This window comes from Helicobacter pylori (assembly GCA_008032955.1).
GTDB lineage: Bacteria > Campylobacterota > Campylobacteria > Campylobacterales > Helicobacteraceae > Helicobacter > Helicobacter pylori_DC.
On record CP032046.1, the window covers coordinates 1,129,090 to 1,152,236 of the forward strand.

Here is a 23,147-nt window from a genome sequence, read left to right on the forward strand (position 1 = left end):
CAGTTCATTTTTCAAGGGTTAATGATTTTTTGAATGGGGGTCAAATACAAAAAACCCAATTCCTTTTGCCCTTGCATGCTTTGAAGGTGCCATAACCTAAAAATTTCAAAAACCCTCTTATAGCCGGCTTCTTTCAAACGCAGGGCGTTTTTAGCGTAATTTTCTACAATCTCTTTAGGGGGAGTGTAGCCTAAAACCTCTTTAGCATCCATTAAACCGGTCGTTTTAATATGAGCGAAAAATAAAAAAAGCTGGTAAAAATAGCGCTCTAACCCCCTTAAAATATCCGCATCTTTTTTGCCCTCTTTTAACAAATAATCATAAATATCAAGCACGCTTTTTTTCAAAAAAAGCCCTAAAATGAGCTTTTGTAAATCCATATCCCCCGCATTGGAGCTTAATTCTTGAATGTCTTCTAAAGTGATGGGCGCGTTTAAAATCGCTAGCTTGTCTAAATCGTTAAACGAAATGCTTAAATCTTCGTTATTGGTTTCAAAAAGAGCGTTTAAAAGATGGCTGCTGATGTCTAAATGTAAAAAATTCGCCCTTTCTTGCAAGAATTTCAAACTCTCCCACGCTTTAGGGATAAAAAAGCGCGCATGGATTGCTTCATCTTTCAAGGGGCTTTTTTGGAAAAGTTTAACGATAATTTCGCTAGTGTATTTGTATTTTGTGGTGTCGCTTTTAGAATTATAAAGCCCTATGATAAGCCTGTTATGGCTAGGCCGCTCTAAAGCTTTTAAAAAAAGATTGATATCATTTTCCTTAAATTTCTTATGCAGTGCAAAATCTAATTTTAAAATGACTAAACTGCTCCCTCCAAATAAAGAATCCTGCTCTAAAAGGGTCGCAATCTGGCTTTTTTCATAATCGCTCGCATAAAAAAACGAAGTTTCTGTGTCAGGGTTATTGCATTTAAAAAGCGCGCTAATCGTTTGAATGTAATAATGGATAAAAAAATCAAACTCCCCATACAAAAACACCGCTTTAGGGAGTCGTTGTTTTAAATAATTGTCCAAATCTTTACGATACATGCTCTTTAATCCTTTCTGTGATTTCGCCCCAAACTTGCCCTAAAACCAAATCCGCATGCGTGATTTTAACGCGCACCTTTTCTAAAGACTTAAAAACCTTGTTCGTTTTGACTAAAACTTTAAGCCCTATTAATTCTTTTAGCCCCACCACCACCCAATCTTTAACCTCCAAAACCACGCCCAAAAATTCTTTTTCTAAAAGTTCTAAAGCCAAGCGAGCGAATTTGCGTTTGACAAAATCCCTTTCAATCAAAGCGGCCTTTTTTTGTAAAGCGTTCAACTCAGCGCACAATTCAGGCGTTTCTTCTAACAAATACGAACAGCCTTTAGCTTGATGGAACAACAATTCTTTTAAAAGCCTGTGTAAGGCTAAATCGCTGTATCGTCTAATGGGCGAAGTGAAATGCGTATAGCTAGCAAACCCCAAACCAAAATGGCTTTCTTGCATGGGGCTATAAAGGGCTAAATTTTGAGATTTAATGATCAAGCGCGAAACTTCTCTTTCTAATTTCTTTTCTTTGGCTATCTTTAAAGCATGCTCTAAAAAAGAAAAAAAGCCCATGTTTTTAGGGCGCACAATCTCATAATCAAAAAGCTTATCGTAGAGGCGTTTTTGCTGCTCCAAACTTGGCTCTTTATGGGTGCGGTATATCCCCTTATTTTGAAAATGCTTATCCAATAAATTCGCGCTAGATTGGTTGGCTAATAGCATGGCTTCTTCTATAAGGGTGTGTGCGTTACTTTCTGTTTGCGTTTCAATTTTTTCTATACGCCCTTCTTTATTTAAATACAGCTTGTTTTCAAACGAATTGAAATTAAACCCCTTTTTTAAACGCTCCTTTTTTAACTTTAAAGCCATTTCTAAAAACCCCAAAAGGCTTTGTTGCAAGTCTTTATCTAAAGAGCTTTGTTGGGTGCTTAAAAAATGGTTGATTTCTTCATAGGTGCAATTAGCCCTAACTTCAATAACGCCTTGAAACAATCGGGCGTTTTCCAAATTATCTAAAGGGATTTCATACACTAAAGCCAGGCGTTTTTCAAACGCTTTTAGTGAGCATGCCCCTTGAGACAAACTCAAAGGCAACATGGGATACACGCTATTAGGGAAATACACGCTAAAGCCCCTAACCCTAGCTTCTTTATCCAAACTAGAATATTTCGGCACAAATTCGCTCACATCAGCAACCGCCACAAACAAAACCCTTTTTTCTTGATCATAAAAAATCGCATCGTCAAAATCTTTAGCGTCTTTGGGGTCAATGGTGATAAAAGGGATGTGAGAATAATTGATCCTGTCTTTAAAATCGCTCGCTTTGAGTTGCGCGTAATGTTGGGCTAAATTCAAACAATCTTTTGAAAAATCCTTAATCCTGTCAAAAAGGTTTAAAGAAAGGTTTTCATCTATTAAAGGGTCTTCTAAAGCCCCTAAAATTTCGCTGATTTCACGCTTTTTAAGATCGATCTTTACCACGCAATGCCTGGGCAATTCTAATAAGGATTTTTGGCTGTGCTTTAAAAGAATGGGTTTTTTAAAAGGCTCTTTAAAAGGGATAGCCACAATCTGGTTTTTTTCTTTAGCCAAGTAAGCTATCATCGTGTCTTGTGCATCAAAAAGAGCGGCTTTAAAAAAGGCTATGGGGCGTTTTTTAGAACATTCTATTTTGCATAAAATCAAAGCGTCTGTTTTAAAAGATGGGGGTAAGTTTTTGATTAAAGGGTCTTTGGGGTAATTTTTCGCTAAAGAAACGAAAAACGCCTTATTTTTTACCCTTTCAATCTTGCCTATATCAAAGCCTTCTTTTAAAAGATAGCGATCCTTGTTTGATTGAAGCGCTTCTTTTAAAACGCCCTTTTCTACTAGGGGAGCGAATCGCTTAGGGATCTTTTTAACCCCAAAAAAAAGGCTTCTTAAAAACCCTTGCATCAAAAAACGCTTCGCATGACTTCAAACGCCTTTGAATAAGGGATTTGAGAAGCGCTGAATTTTTCAAAACTTAAAGAGGCTTGATAGATGAGCATGTCTTTCCCGTCTTGAAAGGGGATTTTTAACTCTTTAGCCAAAGACAAAAAGGGCGTTAAAAACCCATACGCCAAATCATAAGCGAGCTTGCCCTCTTTAAAATACCCTTTCAAAACCTCTTTATTTAAAGGCAATTCGTTATGCAAACTCGCTGAAGTGGCGTTAATGATCAAATCAAAAGCGCTTTTAGGAGGATCCATGAAACAATCACAGCCCAAGCGTTGGAAAAAATCCAATCCCCTAGAAGAGCGGTTCAACACGCTCACCTTTAAGCCTTGTTTTTTCAATTCACACGCTAGGGCTTTAGCGCTCCCCCCAGAGCCTAAAATCAGAGCGCTCTGGTAGCCCTCATTCCCCAAAGAGAGCCAGAAACCTAAAGCGTCGGTATTGTAACCCACAAGCTCATCATTTTCCAAAACAAGCGTATTGACTGCTCCGCATTCAAGCGCGATACCTTTGATTTTATCGCAAATTTGAAACGCCCTTTCTTTAAAGGGTAAAGTTACATTAGCCCCACTCAATCCCAAATGCAAGAACCCGTTTTTGATATGGCTTTCTAAAGGGAGTAATATGGGGTGGTAATGCCCCAAAAACCCTAATTCTTTTTGAAAAGTCAAAAAACAAGCGTTATGGATTAAGGGCGATTTGGAATGTTTGATGGGATTTCCCAAAACCCCAAAAGATTTTAATTTCATTATTCTTTCATTCAGCCTTTTTTAAAAGTTTTAAAAACACATAACCCTTTGTTTCGTGAGAAAATTCAATTTCAGCCCAATCGTTTTGGATTTCTAAAACCTTCACGCTTTTATTTTTTAAAAGCAATCCCAAGATTTTACCTTTTGTGCTGGGAAAAGCGCGCACATTCACGCCACTGACTGCGACTTTATACTCTAAAGGTTTTTTTCCCATTGTAGAGATTGTAGGGGCTTTTTGGTTGTTTTGAACGGGCGGGACGCTGTTTTGTTTAGACTCGTTTTCTTTTTCTCGCTCTTGTTTGGTTTCTTTTTCTTGTGCGGCTGTTTCTAAAGGTGGCGCTGTGTCTTTGGTGGGGCTTTCTTCTGTGGCGGTTGTGGTTGCGTTGGCTTCTTCTTTGGGCGAAAGCGCGCTGTTTTGACGCTCTGTCTCGCTTTTTTCTGCATTTGGGCTTATTGGAGCGCTGTCTTTTTTCACATAAAAACCAAGCACAGCATGCGCTAAAGCATACAACAACATGAACGCCAAAACCACCAACAAAGGCCGCATAAAAAGTTTTAAAGAAGATTTCATCTCAGTTTTCATTCCTACCCTCAACGCTTTTCAAAATCAATCCTAGGGTCAATCGCCACGCAGAGCAAATCGCTTATCAAACTCGCCACCAAACCTAAAAGCGTGAAAATATAAAGCGAACCAAACACAACGGGATAATCCCTACTCACAATGCTTTCATACCCTAAAAGCCCTAACCCATCCAAGCTAAAAACAATCTCTATCAACAAACTTGAGCTAAAAAACATGCCCAAAAAAGCCTGCGGGAAACCCGCCACCACTAATAAAATCGCATTACGGAACACATGCGCATAAAAAATACGCCCCACTGAACAGCCCTTAGCCTTAGCACTCAGTACATAAAGCTTGCCCATTTCATCTAAAAAAGAGTTTTTCACTAAAAGCGTGAGGCTTGCAAAACCCCCTAAAGAAATGCAAAGAATGGGCAAAGTGATATGCCATAAATAATCCTTGATTTTACCTAACGCGCTCAAACTTTCAAAATTATCGCTCACTAGCCCCTTTAAAGGGAACCAGTGCCAATAATTCCCTCCGGCAAAAAACACGATCAACACCACCGCAAACAAAAAGGCCGGGATAGCGTTAGCGACAATGATCACCACGCTGCTTAGCACATCTAAAGGCTCGTTATTGCGTTTGGCCTTGAAAATCCCTAAAGGGATAGAAATAAGATAAATCAAAATCGTGCTAAAAAACCCTAACGAAATGGATACGGGCAATTTTTCCTTAATCAAATCTATCACTTTAATCTGGCGATAAAAGCTCTCCCCAAAATCAAATTGCAGATATTTTTTGAGCATGAGAAGATAGCGCTCCCCTATGGGCTTGTCAAAACCATAGAGTTTTTTTAAATTTTCTAACAAATCGCTCTCCAGCCCCTGAGACGCCCTATACGAACGCTCTTTAACAACGCCTTGAATCTCTTTGGACTGCGTGTTATTGATTTTGGCCATCATCTGCTCTATAGGACCTCCTGGAGCGGATTGGATCAGAAAAAAATTAATCGTCATGATGGCTAATAAAGTAGGGATAATCAAAAGCAAGCGTTTAAGGATGTAAGCAATCATTGAAGATCCTTTTCTTTTATCCACCATAAATACGGCGAAAATCCATAGCTAGGGCTGATTTCAGGCATGCCAATGTAATTATACGCTGCGATCCTGTAATTAGGCAAATAAAAATGCGGTATCACATAAAACCCCCACAATAGCACCCTATCCATCGCTTGAATGGCAGCTAATTGCTCCTTGTAATCTTTAGCGTTAATGATTTTTTCAATCAAATCATCTACCGCTTTACTAGAGATTCCCGCATAATTTCTTGTGCCTTTTTCTTTCGCGCTCAAAGAGCCAAAATAAAAGCGCTGCTCATTACCCGGGAAAGACGATTGGCCAATCACTCCTACAATCATGTCAAAATCATAGCTTTTGATCCGATTGACATACTGGCTTAAATCCACTCTTTGGATTTTCATTTCAATCCCTAACACCTTTAAGTTTTTAGCAAAGGCTAGGGCCAGTCTTTCAAAGGCTGGGCTGTTTAAAAGCAAAGTGAAACTAAACGGCTTGTTATTCTTATCCACCAAACGCATGTTTTTGTAGGAAAAGCCCGCGCTCTCTAAAAGCTTTTGAGCGTATTTTAAATTTTCCCTCAAATTATAGCCTAAAACATCAACCCCATCGGTTCTAGGCACGACATAAGGCTCTTTAAAAACCCTTTCATCCAAACTCTTTTCATAAGGGGCTAACAGAACTTTTTCTTCAGGGCTTGGGAGGGGAGGGGATGCATAGATAGAGTTACTGAAAAAACTAGTGGTGCGTTTGTATTGCGAAAAAAACAAATTTTTATTCGCCCATTCAAAATCAAACGCATAAAACAAGGCTTCACGCACCCTTTTATCCTTGAAAATTTCTCGGCGCGTGTTGAAGAAAAACCCTTGCATGCCGCTTGGCATTTTGTGGGCTATGAGGTATTTAGTGATTTTTTTATTATCCATAGCTTTCCCCACATAACCCCTAGCCCAAACCTTAGCCGTGCTTTCAAGGCGCCAATCATACGCCCCGCTTAAAAAAGCCTGTAAGGCAACGGTTTCATCTTTGTAATACTCAAATTTGATCTCATCAAAATTGAATTGCCCCTTTCTGCTAGGCAAATTCCTCGCCCAATAATTGGGGTTTTTTTGGTAGGTGATTTTCTTGCCCACATCAAAAGAAGCGATCACATAAGGGCCGCTAGAAACAGGAATGAGTAAGGGGTTTTTTTCAAAATAATCCTTTTGAAACGCTTTTTTGGAAAAGATTTGCAACTGCCCTAAAATAAGGGGCAACTCTTTATTTTCAGTGGTTTTGAAAATGAATTTAACATGGTGTTTGTCTAAGACAACCGCCTTTTTAACATCTTGGTAATACTGCCTATAAATAGGCGATCCTAATTCCATTATCGTATCAAAGCTAAACTTCACATCGCTCGCTAAAATGGGAGCGTTATTGCTGAATCTCGCTCTTTTGTCTAAGGTAAAAATCACATAGCTGTTATCCTTAGCTACTTGTGCGTCTTTAGCGATCAAGGGGTATTCTGCAAAAGGTTCGTCCAAACTTTGCACCATTAAAGTGTCATAAATGAGATCCAAGCCTTCGGCTTTAGTGCCTTTGAGTGCAAAAGGGTTAAGGCTATCAAAAGTCCCTATGGCGTCATTTCTTAAAACACCGCCTTTTCTGGCGTTAGGGTTAGCGTATTCAAAATGCGTGAAATTGTCTTTATATTTAGGCTCTTCGCCCAAGTATAAATAAGGCGTAGCCTTAAGGAAACAAAACACCCCTAACCATAAGCCTAAAATTTTAAAGACCACTCAAACCAACCCCATCAATTCTTTAGCCTTTTGGTAAGTCGCTTGCGCTAAAGGCCTGGCTTTTTTGACACCGCCATTTAAAACGGCTTTCACTTCATCATCGCTGATTTCTTTGTATCTTTCTTGGATGGGTTTTAAAGCTTGGATCATTACTTCAGCCAATTCCTTTTTAAAATCCCCATAGCCCTTATTTTTGAAACGCTCTTCTATGTTTTCTGGGCTCTCATTGCTTAAAAGCATGTAGATATTTAAAAGGTTAAAAACGCCCTCTCTTTTTTCATCAAATGCAATAACGCCCATAGAATCAGTGGCCGCTTTTTTGATTTTTCTTACAATAATGTCTGGCTCATCTAAAAGAAAAATCGCATGGTTAGCCCCTTGATGCGATTTACTCATCTTCACTTTTGGATCATCTAGCCCCATAACCCTTGCCCCCACTTTAGCAATCAAAGGCTCTGGCACTTTAAAGCAGCTCCCAAAATCCCTGTTAAATTTTTCTGCAATGTTTCGTGTGAGCTCTAAATGCTGTTTTTGATCTTCGCCCACTGGCACTAAATCGCTTTGGTATAATAAAATATCTGACGCCATTAAAATAGGGTAATTGAAAAGCCCCACATTCACGCTTTTAGGGTTTTTTAAAGACTTGTCTTTGAATTGCGTCATTCTTTGCATTTCCCCCATAGACACCTGACAATTTAATAGCCATGCTAAAGCCGGGTGCTCATCAATTTCACTTTGAATGAATAACCCCGATTGCTTGGGATTAATCCCGCAAGCCAAAAGCAATTTGACCAGTTCATAGCTTTGGGATTTTAAAAATATAGGATCTATGGGCAAAGTAATCGCATGCGAATTGACGACGCAAAAAAGGTTTTCATATTCATCTTGCGCCTCTACCCAATGTTTGATCGCTCCTAAATAGTTGCCCAAATGGATTTGCCCGGTAGGTTGGATGCCTGAAAAGACTCGTTTTTTGTGCATGTTGTTTCTCGCTCATTAGTTTAGCGTTTATTGTAACCACCTAATTTTAATATTTTAATTTATCTTAGTTTTTAAGAACGCTTGATCCCAGAAAAGAGTAACACTTCATAGCTCAATTTTTCAAACGCCATGTTTTGAAAAAAATGTTTTTTTTGCTTGAAACTCAGCGTTGAACCCCCCAAAAGACCGCATTTTTTAAGGTAATTCAAAGCATCTTGTTTGCGGTTGAAATAAAGAGCGAAGCGCTTGTTTTCCAATTCTATTTGAAAATTTTTAAAAGCGTTTTTGATTAAGGATTTGAGCGTTTTGAGATCCCTTAAAGGCGAAGGCGTGCCTAAAAACTCATGCACTTCATGCAAACTAAAATCCGTATGGATAGCTAAAGCGGTCTCCTTACTAAAAAGAGCGATTTTTTCTAAAACGCTTTTTAAATCCCTTGCCCATTGCAAAGATGAAGAGGACACAATCAGATCGTAATCGCAAAAAACATGTTCTTCAAAATCCGCATGCTCTAAAGAGATTTTTTGAATGTTGATAGAATGCGTGGGGTGTAATTTGAGCATGTTTATGGAATTATCCAAAGCGATAAAATTTTCAATCACAATATGTTGCCGCTCTAAAGCGTTAAAAACAGCCCCACTCCCCGATCCTAAATCCAAAACTTTAGCGTAATGTTTTTGTTTTAAAAATTGGACAAGACAAATAGCGATTTGCTGCTGGATATGGGCAAAGAGGTGGTAAGTTTTGGCATGCCGATTGAATGCATGCTGATTGAATGCATGCTGATTAAATGCATGCTGATTAAATGCATGCTGATTAAATGAATAAAAAGAGTCCAACACCACCGCCTTAATGCGCCATGCTTAAAATTAAAACTAAATTTTAGTATATTCTTAGCAAATTTTAGATAAGATTAAGCCTAATTTTTTCTAAATTTTAGGCATTTAAGGAATCAGTGTTTATGACGAGCGCTCTGTTAGGCTTACAAATTGTTTTAGCGGTATTGATTGTGGTGGTGGTTTTGTTGCAAAAAAGTTCTAGCATCGGCTTAGGGGCTTATAGCGGGAGCAACGATTCTTTATTTGGCGCTAAAGGACCCGCAAGCTTTATGGCGAAAATGACCATGTTTTTAGGCTTATTGTTTGTCATCAACACCATCGCTTTGGGCTATTTTTACAACAAAGAATACGGCAAAAGCGTTTTAGATGAAACTAAAACCAACAAAGAGCTTTCGCCCTTAGTCCCTGCCACCGGCACGCTCAACCCTACGCTTAATCCCACACTCAACCCAACGCTCAACCCTTTAGAGCAAGCCCCCACTAATCCTTTAATGCCTACACAAACGCCTAAAGAGCTTCCTAAAGAGCCAGCCAAAACGCCTTTTGTTGAAAGCCCCAAAAAGAATGAAGAGAACGAAAAAAATGACGCCAAAGAAAATGGCATAAAGGGTGTTGAAAAAACCAAAGAGAACGCCAAAACGCCCCCAACCACCCACCAAAAGCCTAAAACGCATGCGACACAAACCAACGCCCATACAAACCAAAAAAAGGATGAAAAATAATGCTACAAGCCATTTATAATGAAACCAAAGATTTGATGCAAAAAAGCGTTCAAGCTTTAAACAGAGATTTTTCCACTCTAAGGAGCGCGAAAGTTTCAGTCAATATTTTAGATCACATTAAAGTGGATTATTACGGCACGCCCACGGCATTAAATCAAGTCGGCTCTGTGATGAGCTTGGATGCGACCACCCTTCAAATCAACCCGTGGGAAAAAAACCTGCTCAAAGAAATTGAAAGATCCATTCAAGAAGCCAATATTGGCGTCAATCCCAATAACGACGGCGAAACGATCAAGCTTTTTTTCCCACCCATGACAACCGAACAAAGAAAGCTCATCGCAAAAGACGCCAAAGCGATGGGTGAAAAGGCTAAAGTGGCTGTAAGGAATACCCGCCAAGACGCTAACAACAAGGTAAAAAATTAGAAAAAGACAAAGAAATCAGCGAAGATGAAAGCAAAAAAGCCCAAGAGCAGATCCAAAAAATCACCGATGAAGCCATTAAAAAAATTGATGAAAGCGTGAAAAACAAAGAAGACGCGATTTTAAAGGTTTAAACCATGGATATTAAGGCATGTTATCAAAACGCTCAAGCGCTATTAGAGGGGCATTTCTTGCTCAGCAGCGGGTTTCATTCCAATTATTATTTGCAATCCGCTAAAGTCTTAGAAGATCCCAAACTAGCCGAACAATTAGCGCTAGAATTAGCCAAACAAATCCAAGAAGCTCATTTGAATATTGAATGCGTGTGCTCGCCGGCTATTGGGGGGATCTTGGCTGGGTATGAGCTTGCAAGGGCTTTAGGCGTGCGTTTTATCTTCACTGAAAGGGTGGATAATATCATGACATTAAGGCGTGGTTTTGAAGTCAAAAAAAACGAAAAAATTTTAGTGTGCGAAGACATCATCACCACAGGAAAATCCGCTATGGAATGCGCTAAAGTTTTAGAAGAAAAGGGCACTCAAATCGTGGCTTTTGGTGCTTTAGCCAATCGGGGTATTTGCAAACGCACCCATTCTCATTTAAAAGCCCAAGAGGGCGCATGTTTGCCTAGCCATTTACCCCTTTTTGCTTTAGAAGATTTTGTTTTTGACATGCACAAGCCTAACTCTTGCCCTTTATGCGCTACTAGCGTCGCTATAAAGCCAGGAAGTCGTGGCAACTAAAAAAACTAAAAAAAATAAAACCCCAGAAAAAAAACGCGCTTTAGAAAGCCCTTTAAAGGGGTTGAATCTCTCTTTACGCTTAAAAGCCTTCATCACCGATATTTTTATGATTTATACCCCCATGCTTTATATAATGACTTATGCGATTTTAGGGAGCGCGAAGGATTTTAGGGAAAACCAGAGCGCGATTTTTTTATGCCTGCTTTTTTACGCCCTAACGCACAGCTTTTTTATCGCTTTTAAATCCCAAAGCCCTGGCATGCGTTACGCTCAGTTTAAATTGGTCAAAAATAATGGCAAAAAGGTGGGCTTTTTTTTAGCGTTGTGGCGGTTTGTTTTGTGGGTGTTGAGCATGGGGTTACTCATAGGGTTTGTTGTGCCTTTTATTTTTAAGTTTTTTTTGCATGACAAATTCAGCGGCACTCATATTGAAATTATCAAGGAGGAAACATGAAAAATTTAGTGATCTTAAGTGGGGCTGGCATTTCAGCAGAGAGCGGGATTAAAACCTTTAGGGACGCTGGCGGTTTGTGGGAAGGGCATGACATCATGGAAGTTGCTTCGCCTTATGGCTGGAAAAAGAATCCGCAAAAAGTGTTGGATTTTTACAACCAAAGGCGCCGACAGCTTTTTGAAGTTTATCCTAACAAGGCTCATAAGGCTTTAGCGGAATTGGAAAAACACTATCAAGTCAATATCATTACCCAAAATGTAGATGATTTGCATGAAAGGGCGGGTTCTTCTCGCATTTTGCACTTGCACGGAGAATTGTTAAGTGTTCGCAGCGAAAAAGATCCTAATTTAGTCTATAGGTGGGAAAAGGACTTGAATTTAGGCGACTTGGCCAAAGACAAATCGCAATTACGCCCTGATATTGTGTGGTTTGGCGAAGAGGTGCCTTTGCTTAAAGAAGCGATTTCTTTAGTCAAACAAGCGCATCTTTTAATCATCATTGGCACTTCTTTGCAAGTCTATCCCGCCGCTAGCCTCTACACGCATGCGCATAAAGACGCCCTCATTTATTACATTGACCCTAAAGCTAAAAACGCCCGTTTGCCCCAGAATATCCAATGCATTAATGAAAGCGCGGTGCATGCCATGCAAGATTTAATGCCCAAACTCATAGAAATGGCCTCTTAAGAGATGTTGAAATAATTTTTATTTTTTCAGCTAACGATTAGCAAAAACATGGTTTAATTGCTTCCATCGTTTGCTAAAAGTAATAATTAAAGGAGTTTGAGAGCCTGATGCAACAAGCCACAGAAGCATTGAATCACCCCTATTTTGGCGTTTTTGTTTTGCTAGTATTCACCTTTTGGGTGTTTAACTTAACCTTAAGGATTCAAAGGTTTTTAAGCCGTAAAATGGCTCAAAAAAAGGGCGAAAAGCTCAAGCTCGCTCCCTATGAATGCGGGCCTGTGGCTCTCAAACAGCCTAATAGAGTGTCGCACCATTTCTATATCATGGCCATGCTTTTTATCTTATTTGATGTAGAAATCGTTTTCATGTTTCCTTGGGCGATTGATTTTAAAAAATTAGGTTTGTTTGGGCTCATTGAAATGCTAGGCTTTGTCTTCTTTTTAACCATTGGTTTTATTTACGCTTTAAAGCGAAACGCTTTGAGCTGGCAAAAATTAGAGGTGAAATAATGCAACAAGCACCGGTTGTTCTAAGCACTTTGGATAAATTATTGAATTGGGGGCGTTCTAATTCGCTCTGGCCCTTAACTTATGGCTTGGCGTGTTGCGCGATTGAGATGATGGCGACAGGGGGTTCAAGGTTTGATTTTGACAGATTTGGCACGATTTTTAGAGCGAGTCCTAGGCAATCTGATGTGATGATCATCGCTGGCACGCTCACTAAAAAGCATGCCGAGTTTATGCACAGGCTCTATGATCAAATGCCTGAACCTAAATGGGTGATTTCTATGGGGAGTTGCGCTAACACGGGCGGGATGTTTAACACTTATGCGACCGTTCAAGGAGCGGATAGGATCGTTCCTGTGGATATTTACTTGCCCGGTTGTGCACCGCGCCCAGAGACTTTACAATACGCCCTTATGGTTTTGCAAGATAAGATCAGACGCTCTAAAGCGATCAAACAAGACGCTCCTAAAAGGTTAGTGTGATGGTAAGAAAACAATCCCCCTATGAAGATGTGCAAAAACAATCGCGCCAGCATGACCCCTATAAAATCATAGAACCCACCCCTAAAAAATATTTAGAGGGTAGTGCTTATGAGATCATTTACAACCACCTTTCTTACAAACATGAGATTTTAGACAAATACATAGAGACTAACACGGCTGTGTTTTGGATCAAAAAAGACGATATTTTTTCTGTCGCTACGATTTTAAGGCATTTGGGTTATGAGTGTTTGAGCGAAATGAGTGCGATAGATTTGTGCGCTAAAAAAGGGCATTTTGAATTGTTTTATCAATTCGTGGGCTTTAGCGATAGCTGTAAGAACCGCCGTAGGGTGCGCGTGAAGTGCGTTTTGTTACCTAATGAGAGCGTGGATTCTTTGAGTTTTTTATACCGATCGGCTAATTGGAGCGAAAGGGAAGCGTATGACATGCTTGGTATTGTGTTTGACAAACACCCCTATTTGAAACGCCTTATCATGCCGCATGATTGGGTAGGCCACCCCTTATTGCGTTCTTACCCGCTCAAAGGCGATGAATTCGCCCAATGGTATGAAGTGGATAAAATTTTTGGCAAAGAATACCGAGAAGTGGTGGGTAAAGAACAGAGAGACAGCGCGAGAGTGGATGAAAAAGACACTTTCAATTTCGCCAAAATTGGCTATGAGCAGGGCAAGGGCGAAGAATTAAAAGAAATAGAAGAAAAGCATGCGTTTAAGAAAATCCCTTTTGTCAAAGATTTGCACAAAATCGCCCCCACTATCTTAAAAAAGAGGCTATAAAATGGCTCAAAATTTCACGAAACTCAACCCCCAGTTTGAAAACATCATTTTTGAACATGACGATAACCAAATGATTTTAAACTTTGGTCCTCAACACCCCAGTAGCCATGGGCAATTGCGCTTGATTTTGGAATTAGAGGGCGAAAAAATCATTAAGGCTACCCCTGAAATTGGCTACTTGCATAGAGGCTGTGAAAAGTTAGGCGAAAACATGACCTATAACGAATACATGCCCACTACCGACAGGTTGGATTACACTTCTTCTACCAGCAATAATTACGCTTACGCTTATGCGGTAGAGACCTTGCTCAATTTAGAAATCCCGCGCCGAGCACAAGTGATCCGCACGATTTTACTAGAGCTTAACCGCATGATTTCACACATCTTTTTTATCAGCGTGCATGCTTTAGATGTGGGGGCGATGAGCGTGTTCTTGTATGCGTTTAAAACGAGGGAATACGGGTTGGATTTGATGGAGGATTATTGCGGGGCTAGGCTCACGCATAACGCTATAAGGATTGGGGGCGTGCCTTTGGATTTACCCCCGAATTGGTTAGAGGGCTTAAAAAAGTTTTTAGGCGAAATGAGGGAATGCAAAAAACTCATTCAAGGCTTATTGGATAAGAATCGCATTTGGCGGATGCGCTTGGAAAATGTGGGCGTTGTAACGCCAAAAATGGCGCAAAGTTGGGGCATGAGCGGTATCATGCTAAGAGGGACTGGGATCGCTTATGACATTAGAAAAGAAGAGCCTTATGAGCTTTATAAAGAGCTTGATTTTGATGTGCCGGTGGGCAATTATGGCGATAGTTATGATCGGTATTGTTTGTATATGCTAGAAATTGATGAAAGCATTCGCATCATTGAACAGCTCATTCCTATGTATGCTAAAACCGATACGCCTATCATGGCTCAAAACCCGCATTATATTTCTGCCCCTAAAGAAGATATAATGACGCAAAATTATGCCTTGATGCAGCATTTTGTTTTAGTGGCTCAAGGCATGCGCCCGCCCGTTGGGGAAGTGTATGCCCCCACAGAAAGCCCCAAAGGGGAATTAGGGTTTTTTATCCATTCAGAGGGCGAGCCGTATCCTCATAGACTAAAAATCAGAGCCCCTAGCTTTTATCACATTGGGGCTTTAAGCGATATTTTAGTGGGGCAATATTTAGCGGATGCAGTAACCGTGATTGGCTCAACCAATGCGGTGTTTGGCGAGGTGGATAGATGAAACGCTTTGATTTACGCCCCTTAAAAGCAGATATTTTTGAACGCTTAGAAGAATTGATTGAAAAAGAAATGCAACCTAATGAAGTCGCTATTTTCATGTTTGAAGTGGGGGATTTTTCTAATATCCCTAAGAGTGCTGAATTTATCCAATCTAAAGGGCATGAGCTCCTCAATTCTTTGCGTTTCAATCAAGCGGATTGGACGATTGTCGTGAGAAAAAAGGCTTGATTTTGAGCGGCTTTAACCCCCTAAATTCTCCCTTAAGTGCAAGCTCTTCAATTAGCTTGAAAGAAGCCTATTGTTTAGAAAAATTATCTCTTCAAAAAGGGTTTGAAATCAATTACAAGATGACCAAAGATAGCTTACACCTTTTAGAAAAAAGCGATTTGTGCGTTTTGTTTGGAGGGTTTTCAAACGCTTGTTTGAATGAAAATGAACGATTGATTTTAGGAAGCATTAACCAATCAAAACGCCCCTACGCCTTGTTAAGACCCCTACAAGATACAAGAGACTTGCAAGAAAATTGCCTTTTTGCGTCGTATGAAATCCACACGGAAGCGGCGATTTTGGCTTTGATTTTAAGGGGCATTTTAGAAAAAACTTCCCAATTAAAAGGGCATGCTTTAGAAAAGGTTGATGTAGGATATTTAAGCTCTGAAGCGAACATGAGCGAAGAGGAATTGCAAGAGCTTATTGTGCTTATTGTTAAAGCAAAAAAAAGGGCGCTTGTTTTAAACAGAGAAATCACTAAGCATGCTCATAGCGCTTTTTTATACACCCTTTTAAGCGGGTTGCAAAACTACCTAGAAATTTTGCATATCCCTTGCAATGATTCAAGTGCAACGACCGCTTTTTATGATTCTAAAGATCAAGAATGGCTGCTAGAAACAGCCCTAAAAGAGGGCGTTTTGCCTTTTGAATCACAACTCCAATCAAAAGATTTAGAGCTTTTAGAGCGAATGGGTGAGGCTAGCGGCTCGTTTGTCTATGTTTCTTATAAGAGCCTTAAACCCCCCAAATTGTCTTTTTCCAAGCAATTTAAGATCGCTAACAAGATTAAGCATTCTAAAGCGGTGTTTCAAATCTCCAATCAAACGCTAGAATGCGAGTTAGAAGAAAGCCCCCATTTGAAGGGCTTGATTGCGATTTTAGAAGGGGCGTTTTTTGACACCTACCCTTATATCCCTATTTTATCCCACTCTCAAGGAATTTCATGATCACAATGAATATCAATGGCAAAACGATTGAATGCCAAGAGGGACAAAGCGTTTTAGAGGCCGCTAGGAGCGCTGGGATCTACATCCCTACCATTTGCTATTTAAGCGGTTGTTCGCCCACGGTCGCATGCAAAATGTGCATGGTTGAAATGGATGGCAAACGCATTTATAGCTGCAACACGAAAGCCAAAAACAACGCCACCATTCTCACTAACACCCCAACGCTCATGGATGAAAGAAAAAGCATCATGCAAACTTATGATGTCAACCACCCCCTAGAGTGTGGCGTGTGCGATAAGAGCGGGGAGTGCGAATTGCAAGACATGACGCATTTAACCGGCGTGGAGCACCAACCCTATGCGGTGGCTGATGATTTTAAAGCGCTAGATTCATGGGCAAAAGCCTTGTATGACCCTAATTTGTGCATCATGTGCGAAAGGTGCGTAACCACTTGTAAGGACAATGTGGGCGAAAACAACCTTAAAGCCACTAAAGCCGACTTGCACGCTCCGGATAAATTTAAAGACAGCATGTCCAAAGACGCTTTTAGCGTGTGGAGTCGCAAGCAAAAAGGCATTATTTCTTTTGTGGGCAGTGTGCCTTGTTATGATTGCGGGGAATGCATTGCGGTATGCCCTGTGGGTGCTTTGAGCTATAAAGATTTCGCTTACACGGCTAACGCATGGGAATTAAAAAAGATCCATTCTACCTGTTCGCATTGTTCAGCCGGGTGTTTGATTTCCTATGATGTGCGTCATTTTGATACTCTAGGCGAAGAATCTAAGATTTTTAGGGTGCTTAATGATTTTTACCATAACCCTATTTGTGGGGCAGGCCGGTTTGCTTTTGACGTGAGCTCTAGCCCTAAAGGCAGCACCAATCTTAAAGAAGCGCAAAACGCTCTCAAAGAATGCGAAGCGGTGCGAATAGGTGGGGATATTACGAATGAAGAGGCGTTTTTAATAGAGCGTTTGAGGAAAGAATTGAATTTTAAAATCTACAATCAAGAAGCGTATCATTTCCAGCAATTCTTAAAGGTATTGGGCGAGGTTAAACGCCCCAGTATTGAAGAGATTAAAACTTCTCATTTAGTCGTTACGATAGGATCTTCTATCAAAACAGAAAACCCTTTAGTGCGCTATGCTATTAATAACGCTCTCAAACTCAATAAAGCTTCTTTGATCGCTATGCACCCTATTAAGGATAACGCGCTAGCGAATTTGTGCCGAAGTTCTTTTTGCATCACCCATGAAGTGGGGGCTGAAGAAATCCTTTTAGGCATGCTTTTAAAAATGCTTAACATTGAAAGCGCGGCTCTAAAAAGCTTAGAAGATTCCAAGCAAAGCATTGTGGATGAAGCGGCTCTTAAAGCCTTAGAAGAAGAGCGAAAAAAAGCTTTAGAACAAGCCGAGCAAGGGTGCAGTATTGGAGAAAATAAGGCAGAAAATCAAGAAGAGAATAAAACAGAAGCGACTACTCCAAAAGAAGAAAATCAAGAAGAAGCAGCTGCTCCAAAAGAAAATCAAACAGAAAACAAGACAGAGGTTAAAGAAGAAAGCATTGAAGTCCCTACCAAAACCACTTACTTGTTGCTTGAAGAAGCGGGCATCAATTTAGAAACTTATGAAAAAATTCTCGCTCTTTTGCAAAAATCAAATAACACCCTGCTAGTGGTTGGCGAAGAAATTTATAGCCACAAACAAGCCCACAATATCGCTAAAATGTTGCGTTTGTTAGCCCAAAAAAGTGCTATTAAACTCATTCTTATCCCCCCGAGTGCGAACGCTTTAGGCATCGCTTCTATTTGTCAATTGAGCGAAGAAATTTTTGAACATGAAAAAATCGTAGGCATTCGTGCTCAAGGGGATTTCACTATCAATAGCGACGATAGGGTTTTTGGGAAAAACGCTGTGAGTAAAGTGGATTTTATTTTGCCCAGTCTCAACCAGCTAGAAGGCACAATCACTAATATTGAAGGGCGTGTGTTGCCCTTAAAACCGGCTTTAAGGTTTGAGGGCTATGACTTGAGCGATATTGTGCAAGGCTTTGGCTTTGTGGAAGAAAACCTCATAGAATGCACCCACAAACTCCCTACAGAAGTGGGCTTTAAAGCCATAGAATTTGATCATCTAACCAACTATTTCACTAATGACAGGGTCAATCACAGAGGCTATTTATTAGGAACAAGCCATTTTGAAAACAGTGCTAAAGAGCATGAAAAAACAAAATGCGAACCCATCAAGCCTTTAAAAGAAAAAATCGCTTTCAACGCTTATTTAAAATACCCAGAAACGCAATTCAATAACGCTACCCATAAAAGCGAGAATTTGCAATTAAAGACTGGTATTTATGTGTCTAAAGCTTTCTTAAAAAATTGGATAAAGAAGTGGGGCAAAACATCACTTTATCTAAAGAAGAAGAGGAATTAACAGGCGTTTTGTATCTTGATGAGAGCTTGGATCAGGAGGTGTTTGTCATTTCGCCTTCTCTTTTGACAAACCATTCTAACTTTTTTAGAGAGGGCGTGTTTGATAGCGTGGATTTAAAGGAGCAAGCATGAGCGCTTATATCATTGAAACCTTGATTAAAATTTTGATTTTAGTCGCTGTTTTTTCGGCTTTAGGAGGCTTTGCCACTTATATTGAAAGGAAAGTGTTAGCCTATTTCCAACGCCGTTTAGGGCCTTGTTATGTGGGGCCTTTTGGACTCTTGCAAGTCGCAGCAGACGGCATTAAGCTTTTCACTAAAGAAGACATTATCCCTCAAGGCGCGAATAAGTTTATTTTCACGCTAGCACCTATTATTGCGATGGTGAGCGCGTTTGTGTCCATGGCGCCCATCCCCTTTTTCCCTAATTTCACTCTGTTTGGCTATGAAATCAAGCCCCTTATTTCTGACATCAACATTGGCTTTTTATTTTTCTTAGCCGTGGGTTCAGCAGGGATTTATGCGCCTATTTTAGCCGGGCTTGCTTCTAATAACAAATACTCTTTAATTGGCTCCGCAAGAGCGACGATCCAACTGCTCAGCTTTGAAGTGGTCAGCACTTTAACCATTCTAGCCCCCTTAATGGTGGTAGGATCGCTCTCTTTAGTGGAAATCAATCATTACCAAAGCGGTGGGTTTTTAGACTGGCTTGTGTTTAAGCAGCCTCTAGCGTTTGTTTTGTTTTTGATCGCAAGCTATGCTGAATTGAATCGAACCCCCTTTGACTTGTTAGAGCATGAAGCCGAGATTGTAGCAGGGTATTGCACCGAATACAGCGGCTTGAAATGGGGCATGTTCTTTTTAGCGGAATACGCGCATTTATTCGCTTTTTCCTTTGTGATTTCTATTGTGTTTTTTGGCGGGTTTAACGCATGGGGCTTTATCCCTGGAGGCATAGCGATTTTGATTAAAGCGGGCTTTTTTGTCTTTTTATCCATGTGGGTTAGAGCGACTTATCCGCATGTAAGGCCCGATCAGTTGATGGATATGTGCTGGAAAATCATGTTGCCTTTAGCGTTATTGAATATCGTGCTAACAGGCATTATCATTTTAATTTAAAGGAGGTTTTATGGCCAAACAAGAATACAAGCAACTTCCTAAACGAGCCGAAGTCCATAGCGCGACCGAGCAGTTTAAAGACACCGTTAAAACAAGCTTGGGTTTGGATCTATTCAAAGGGTTAGGGCTTACGATCAAGGAATTTTTTAGCCCAAGCGTAACCATCCATTACCCTATGGAACAACTCCCTTTAAGCCCACGCTATCGCGCGGTGCATAATCTGCAACGGCTTTTAGACTCAGGCTCTGAAAGGTGTATAGGTTGTGGGCTGTGCGAAAAGATTTGCACGAGCAATTGCATAAGGATCATCACGCATAAGGGCGAAGACAACCGCAAAAAGATCGATTCTTACACGATCAATTTGGGGCGTTGCATTTATTGCGGGTTGTGCGCGGAAGTTTGCCCAGAATTAGCGATTGTTATGGGGAATCGGTTTGAAAACGCCAGCACCCAACGCTCCCAATACGGCTCTAAAAGCGAATTTCTAACGAGCGAACAAGACGCTAAAAACTGCTCGCATGCCGAATTTTTAGGCTTTGGTGCGGTAAGCCCTAATTACAACGAACGCATGCAAGCCACCCCTTTAGATTATGTCCAAGAGCCTTCAAAAGAAGAATCCAAAGAAGAGTCTCCAAGCCCAGAAAGTAATAAGGGAGATGAAAATGTTTGAAACCATTGCCTTTTATTTCTTTGCGGTCCTTACTTTAAGCATGGCGTTAGTGGTGATCACCACCACGAATATCCTCTATGCCATTACCGCTCTCGCTAGCAGCATGGTTTTTATCTCTGCTTTTTTCTTTTTGCTAGACGCTGAGTTTTTGGGCGTGGTGCAAATCACGGTGTATGTGGGCGCGGTCATTGTGATGTATGCGTTTGGCATGATGTTTTTCAACTCCGCTGCAGAAGTCATTGAACGCAAGCAAAGCCCTAAAATCTTGTGCGTTCTTTCATTTGGCGTGGCGCTGTTGCTCACCTTGATTTTAAGCGCTCCTAGCATTGGCGAAAACCTTTCTAATCAAGTCAATTCCAACACTATTGATACGCAAATCCCCAACATTAAAGCGATTGGTTATGTGCTTTTTACCAATTACCTCATCCCTTTTGAAGCAGCGGCTTTAATGCTTTTAGTCGCTATGGTTGGAGGCATCGCTACAGGGATTCAAAAAATCCATGGGAAAAATCACACGCAATTTATAAAGGAATCTCTATGATAGGGTTAAACCACTATTTGATTGTTTCAGGGTTGCTCTTTTGCATTGGTTTAGCGGGCATGCTGAAACGCAAAAACATTCTGTTACTCTTTTTTTCTACAGAGATCATGCTCAATGCGATCAATATCGGTTTTGTAGCGATCTCTAAATACACGCACAATTTAGACGGGCAGATGTTCGCGCTCTTTATTATCGCTATTGCCGCTAGTGAGGTGGCTATTGGTTTGGGCTTGGTGATTTTGTGGTTTAAGAAATACAAGAGCTTAGACATTGATTCTTTAAACGCTATGAAGGGTTGAGCATGCAGTATTCTTCTTTGCTGTCAGTGGTGTTGTTCTTGCCTTTAATCGGTGCGGTTTATGCGGGGCTGTTTGGGGCTAAAGCTAAGGCGTTGCATGTGGGCGTTTTCAATTCTTTGTGCGTACTGGTTTCTTTCATTGGTGCGGTGGTTCTTTTCATTCAAGCATGGCATCATCAAAGCTATGAAAAATATTTGTTTGATTGGATCGTGGTAGGGAATTTTAAAGTCGGCTTTTCTCTCATGCTGGACAATATCAATGCGGTCATGATTGTCGTGGTCACTTTAGTTTCTTTCTTAGTGCATGTGTATTCTATAGGCTATATGGAGCATGATACAGGGTTTAACCGCTATTTTTCCTATCTCAGTGGCTTTGTGTTTTCCATGCTGGTGTTGGTGTTGAGCGATAATTTTTTAGGGCTTTTCATTGGTTGGGAAGGGGTGGGGCTATGCTCTTACTTGCTCATTGGCTTTTGGTATCATAAAACAAGCGCAAACAACGCTTCTATTGAAGCCTTTGTGATGAACCGGATCACGGATTTAGGCATGCTCATGGGGATTATTTTGATCTTTTGGAATTTTGGCACCCTCCAGTATAAAGAAGTCTTTAACATGCTCAATAACGCCGATTATTCCATGCTCTTTTACATTAGCGTGTTTCTTTTCATTGGTGCTATGGGCAAGAGCGCACAATTCCCTATGCACACATGGTTAGCCAACGCTATGGAGGGGCCAACCCCTGTATCCGCTCTCATCCATGCAGCGACGATGGTAACCGCTGGGGTGTATCTGGTCATTAGAGCCAATCCCTTGTATAGCGCGGTGTTTGAAGTGGGCTATTTTATCGCATGCTTAGGGGCGTTTGTGGCTCTTTTTGGAGCGAGCATGGCTTTAGTCAATAAGGATTTAAAACGCATTGTGGCTTATTCCACGCTTTCTCAATTAGGCTATATGTTTGTAGCGGCCGGTCTTGGGGCTTATGCGATCGCGCTTTTCCACCTCTTCACGCATGCGTTTTTCAAATCCCTCCTTTTCTTAGGCTCAGGAAATGTCATGCATGCGATGGAAGACAATTTGGATATTACCAAAATGGGCGCTTTATACAAACCTATGAGGATCACAGCTATCTTTATGATTATAGGTTCAGTGGCTTTGTGCGGGATTTACCCTTTCGCAGGATACTTTTCCAAAGACAAGATTTTAGAAGTGGCTTTTGGAATGCACCACCACATTTTATGGTTTGTTCTTTTGATTGGGGCGATCTTTACCGCTTTTTATAGCTTCAGGCTCATCATGCTGGTGTTTTTTGCCCCCAAACAACATGAAATCAACCACCCCCATGAAGCCAAAAATTTCATGCTTTTAAGCATGTTGCCGTTAGGGATTTTGGCGGTCATTGCCGGGTTTTTTGAAGAGCCGTTTTTTCATTTCATCTCTCAAGTGATCCCTAGCGTTGGAGAGTATCCCGTCCCGCTCGCTCTTTTAATCAGTATCACCACCATAGTGGTGTTGTTGAGTATCGCCTATGCCATATTTAAATATAAAAATGGTATCACTTCCAAAAAAGAGGGGGGCTTTTTATACAAGCTCTTGCTCAACCAATACTATATCCCGCAACTCTATCAAGGGATTGCAAAAGCTTTTAGCGCCATCGCTTCATTCTTGCACCAAGTCGTGGAATTAAAAATCATTGATGCGATAGTGGATGCTATAGGAAGAAGCGTTTTTGTTATAGGGCGCGTGTTTAGAATCAGTCAAGATGGGAATTTAACCTCCATGCTGCGCTTCATGGTGGCTGGGGTTTTAATCTTATTAGCGTTTGTAGCTTTTTTTGGGAGATAAGAA

At 40.6% G+C, this 23,147-nt stretch carries 23 protein-coding genes and 2 pseudogenes; 17 read left to right on the top strand and 8 right to left on the bottom strand.

The window, feature by feature from the left end; translation table 11 throughout:
• Positions 1–11: 11 nt before the first annotated feature.
• From D2C72_05455 to D2C72_05490, 8 genes are all read right to left on the bottom strand, one after another.
• Complete coding sequence (locus D2C72_05455) at positions 12–1,034, bottom strand: hypothetical protein (GenBank protein ID QEF43731.1); 1,023 nt, start codon at positions 1,032–1,034, stop codon at positions 12–14.
• The gene (locus tag D2C72_05460) at positions 1,024–2,958 is read right to left on the bottom strand and encodes an RNB domain-containing ribonuclease (protein ID QEF43732.1); all 1,935 of its coding nucleotides are present in this window, start codon (positions 2,956–2,958) and stop codon (positions 1,024–1,026) included. The genes D2C72_05455 and D2C72_05460 overlap by 11 nt, the downstream gene beginning before the upstream one ends.
• On the bottom strand, positions 2,958–3,749 hold the full coding sequence (locus tag D2C72_05465) for a shikimate dehydrogenase (protein QEF43733.1): 792 nt from the start codon (positions 3,747–3,749) through the stop codon (positions 2,958–2,960). Before D2C72_05465 ends, D2C72_05460 begins: the two co-directional genes overlap by 1 nt.
• A gap of 7 nt (positions 3,750–3,756) precedes the next feature.
• On the bottom strand, positions 3,757–4,332 hold the full coding sequence (locus D2C72_05470; protein ID QEF43734.1) for a hypothetical protein: 576 nt from the start codon (positions 4,330–4,332) through the stop codon (positions 3,757–3,759).
• Positions 4,333–4,340: 8 nt separating this feature from the next.
• On the bottom strand, positions 4,341–5,387 hold the full coding sequence (gene yejB, locus D2C72_05475; GenBank protein ID QEF43735.1) for a microcin C ABC transporter permease YejB: 1,047 nt from the start codon (positions 5,385–5,387) through the stop codon (positions 4,341–4,343).
• Positions 5,384–7,168 carry an ABC transporter substrate-binding protein gene (locus D2C72_05480; protein ID QEF43736.1) on the bottom strand — a complete coding sequence of 595 codons (1,785 nt, stop codon included), beginning with the start codon at positions 7,166–7,168 and terminating at the stop codon, positions 5,384–5,386. Before D2C72_05480 ends, yejB begins: the two co-directional genes overlap by 4 nt.
• On the bottom strand, positions 7,169–8,149 hold the full coding sequence (gene trpS, locus D2C72_05485) for a tryptophan--tRNA ligase (protein QEF43737.1): 981 nt from the start codon (positions 8,147–8,149) through the stop codon (positions 7,169–7,171).
• Positions 8,150–8,220: 71 nt separating this feature from the next.
• Entirely contained in the window at positions 8,221–8,988 is a 768-nt protein-coding gene (locus tag D2C72_05490) for a methyltransferase domain-containing protein (GenBank protein QEF43738.1), read from the bottom strand.
• 116 nt (positions 8,989–9,104) lie between these two features.
• Between D2C72_05490 and secG the strand changes: the two genes are divergently transcribed.
• The 17 genes and pseudogenes from secG (at position 9,105) to D2C72_05575 (ending at position 23,144) form a co-directional block, all read left to right on the top strand.
• Positions 9,105–9,710, top strand: a complete 606-nt coding sequence (gene secG, locus D2C72_05495; protein QEF43739.1) for a preprotein translocase subunit SecG — start codon at positions 9,105–9,107, stop codon at positions 9,708–9,710.
• A pseudogene (frr, locus tag D2C72_05500) lies at positions 9,710–10,266 on the top strand (ribosome recycling factor). The gene secG and the pseudogene frr overlap by 1 nt, the downstream one beginning before the upstream one ends.
• Before the next feature lie 3 nt (positions 10,267–10,269).
• Positions 10,270–10,875: an orotate phosphoribosyltransferase gene (locus D2C72_05505; protein ID QEF43740.1), complete on the top strand. Its 606-nt coding sequence runs from the start codon at positions 10,270–10,272 to the stop codon at positions 10,873–10,875.
• Positions 10,865–11,329 (top strand): RDD family protein, encoded by a 465-nt coding sequence (locus D2C72_05510; protein QEF43741.1) that lies wholly within the window; start codon positions 10,865–10,867, stop codon positions 11,327–11,329. Before D2C72_05505 ends, D2C72_05510 begins: the two co-directional genes overlap by 11 nt.
• Positions 11,326–12,015, top strand: coding sequence for an NAD-dependent deacylase (locus D2C72_05515; GenBank protein QEF43742.1), 690 nt, complete (start codon positions 11,326–11,328; stop codon positions 12,013–12,015). The genes D2C72_05510 and D2C72_05515 overlap by 4 nt, the downstream gene beginning before the upstream one ends.
• Before the next feature lie 107 nt (positions 12,016–12,122).
• On the top strand, positions 12,123–12,524 hold the full coding sequence (locus D2C72_05520; GenBank protein QEF43743.1) for an NAD(P)H-quinone oxidoreductase subunit 3: 402 nt from the start codon (positions 12,123–12,125) through the stop codon (positions 12,522–12,524).
• Positions 12,524–13,003 carry an NADH-quinone oxidoreductase subunit B gene (locus tag D2C72_05525; protein ID QEF43744.1) on the top strand — a complete coding sequence of 160 codons (480 nt, stop codon included), beginning with the start codon at positions 12,524–12,526 and terminating at the stop codon, positions 13,001–13,003. Before D2C72_05520 ends, D2C72_05525 begins: the two co-directional genes overlap by 1 nt.
• Positions 13,000–13,800, top strand: coding sequence for an NADH-quinone oxidoreductase subunit C (locus D2C72_05530; protein QEF43745.1), 801 nt, complete (start codon positions 13,000–13,002; stop codon positions 13,798–13,800). The genes D2C72_05525 and D2C72_05530 overlap by 4 nt, the downstream gene beginning before the upstream one ends.
• Position 13,801: 1 nt before the next feature.
• Positions 13,802–15,031 (top strand): NADH-quinone oxidoreductase subunit D, encoded by a 1,230-nt coding sequence (locus D2C72_05535; GenBank protein QEF43746.1) that lies wholly within the window; start codon positions 13,802–13,804, stop codon positions 15,029–15,031.
• Positions 15,028–15,258: a hypothetical protein gene (locus tag D2C72_05540; protein QEF43747.1), complete on the top strand. Its 231-nt coding sequence runs from the start codon at positions 15,028–15,030 to the stop codon at positions 15,256–15,258. The genes D2C72_05535 and D2C72_05540 overlap by 4 nt, the downstream gene beginning before the upstream one ends.
• A gap of 2 nt (positions 15,259–15,260) precedes the next feature.
• Positions 15,261–16,247 (top strand): hypothetical protein, encoded by a 987-nt coding sequence (locus D2C72_05545; GenBank protein QEF43748.1) that lies wholly within the window; start codon positions 15,261–15,263, stop codon positions 16,245–16,247.
• A pseudogene (locus tag D2C72_05550) lies at positions 16,244–18,807 on the top strand (NADH-quinone oxidoreductase subunit G). Before D2C72_05545 ends, D2C72_05550 begins: the two are co-directional and overlap by 4 nt.
• Positions 18,804–19,793, top strand: a complete 990-nt coding sequence (locus D2C72_05555; GenBank protein QEF43749.1) for an NADH-quinone oxidoreductase subunit H — start codon at positions 18,804–18,806, stop codon at positions 19,791–19,793. Before D2C72_05550 ends, D2C72_05555 begins: the two are co-directional and overlap by 4 nt.
• 10 nt (positions 19,794–19,803) lie before the next feature.
• Positions 19,804–20,463, top strand: a complete 660-nt coding sequence (nuoI, locus tag D2C72_05560; GenBank protein ID QEF43750.1) for an NADH-quinone oxidoreductase subunit NuoI — start codon at positions 19,804–19,806, stop codon at positions 20,461–20,463.
• Positions 20,456–21,004, top strand: coding sequence for an NADH-quinone oxidoreductase subunit J (locus D2C72_05565; protein QEF43751.1), 549 nt, complete (start codon positions 20,456–20,458; stop codon positions 21,002–21,004). Before nuoI ends, D2C72_05565 begins: the two co-directional genes overlap by 8 nt.
• Positions 21,001–21,303 carry an NADH-quinone oxidoreductase subunit NuoK gene (gene nuoK / locus D2C72_05570; GenBank protein QEF43752.1) on the top strand — a complete coding sequence of 101 codons (303 nt, stop codon included), beginning with the start codon at positions 21,001–21,003 and terminating at the stop codon, positions 21,301–21,303. Before D2C72_05565 ends, nuoK begins: the two co-directional genes overlap by 4 nt.
• Before the next feature lie 2 nt (positions 21,304–21,305).
• Positions 21,306–23,144, top strand: a complete 1,839-nt coding sequence (locus D2C72_05575; protein QEF43753.1) for an NADH-quinone oxidoreductase subunit L — start codon at positions 21,306–21,308, stop codon at positions 23,142–23,144.
• Positions 23,145–23,147 lie beyond the last annotated feature (3 nt).

Excerpts from the sequence above, each read along its gene's own strand:
- D2C72_05540 (QEF43747.1), top strand. The coding sequence starts at position 15,028 with ATGAAACGCTTTGATTTACGCCCCTTAAAAGCAGATATTTTTGAACGC.
- D2C72_05535 (QEF43746.1), top strand. The coding sequence starts at position 13,802 with ATGGCTCAAAATTTCACGAAACTCAACCCCCAGTTTGAAAACATCATT.
- D2C72_05525 (QEF43744.1), top strand. The coding sequence starts at position 12,524 with ATGCAACAAGCACCGGTTGTTCTAAGCACTTTGGATAAATTATTGAAT.
- D2C72_05470 (QEF43734.1), bottom strand. The coding sequence starts at position 4,332 with ATGAAAACTGAGATGAAATCTTCTTTAAAACTTTTTATGCGGCCTTTG.
- D2C72_05460 (QEF43732.1), bottom strand. The coding sequence starts at position 2,958 with ATGCAAGGGTTTTTAAGAAGCCTTTTTTTTGGGGTTAAAAAGATCCCT.
- nuoI (QEF43750.1), top strand. The coding sequence starts at position 19,804 with ATGGCCAAACAAGAATACAAGCAACTTCCTAAACGAGCCGAAGTCCAT.
- D2C72_05515 (QEF43742.1), top strand. The coding sequence starts at position 11,326 with ATGAAAAATTTAGTGATCTTAAGTGGGGCTGGCATTTCAGCAGAGAGC.
- nuoK (QEF43752.1), top strand. The coding sequence starts at position 21,001 with ATGATAGGGTTAAACCACTATTTGATTGTTTCAGGGTTGCTCTTTTGC.
- D2C72_05555 (QEF43749.1), top strand. The coding sequence starts at position 18,804 with ATGAGCGCTTATATCATTGAAACCTTGATTAAAATTTTGATTTTAGTC.
- yejB (QEF43735.1), bottom strand. The coding sequence starts at position 5,387 with ATGATTGCTTACATCCTTAAACGCTTGCTTTTGATTATCCCTACTTTA.
- D2C72_05465 (QEF43733.1), bottom strand. The coding sequence starts at position 3,749 with ATGAAATTAAAATCTTTTGGGGTTTTGGGAAATCCCATCAAACATTCC.
- D2C72_05575 (QEF43753.1), top strand. The coding sequence starts at position 21,306 with ATGCAGTATTCTTCTTTGCTGTCAGTGGTGTTGTTCTTGCCTTTAATC.
- D2C72_05565 (QEF43751.1), top strand. The coding sequence starts at position 20,456 with ATGTTTGAAACCATTGCCTTTTATTTCTTTGCGGTCCTTACTTTAAGC.
- D2C72_05455 (QEF43731.1), bottom strand. The coding sequence starts at position 1,034 with ATGTATCGTAAAGATTTGGACAATTATTTAAAACAACGACTCCCTAAA.
- D2C72_05520 (QEF43743.1), top strand. The coding sequence starts at position 12,123 with ATGCAACAAGCCACAGAAGCATTGAATCACCCCTATTTTGGCGTTTTT.
- D2C72_05505 (QEF43740.1), top strand. The coding sequence starts at position 10,270 with ATGGATATTAAGGCATGTTATCAAAACGCTCAAGCGCTATTAGAGGGG.
- trpS (QEF43737.1), bottom strand. The coding sequence starts at position 8,149 with ATGCACAAAAAACGAGTCTTTTCAGGCATCCAACCTACCGGGCAAATC.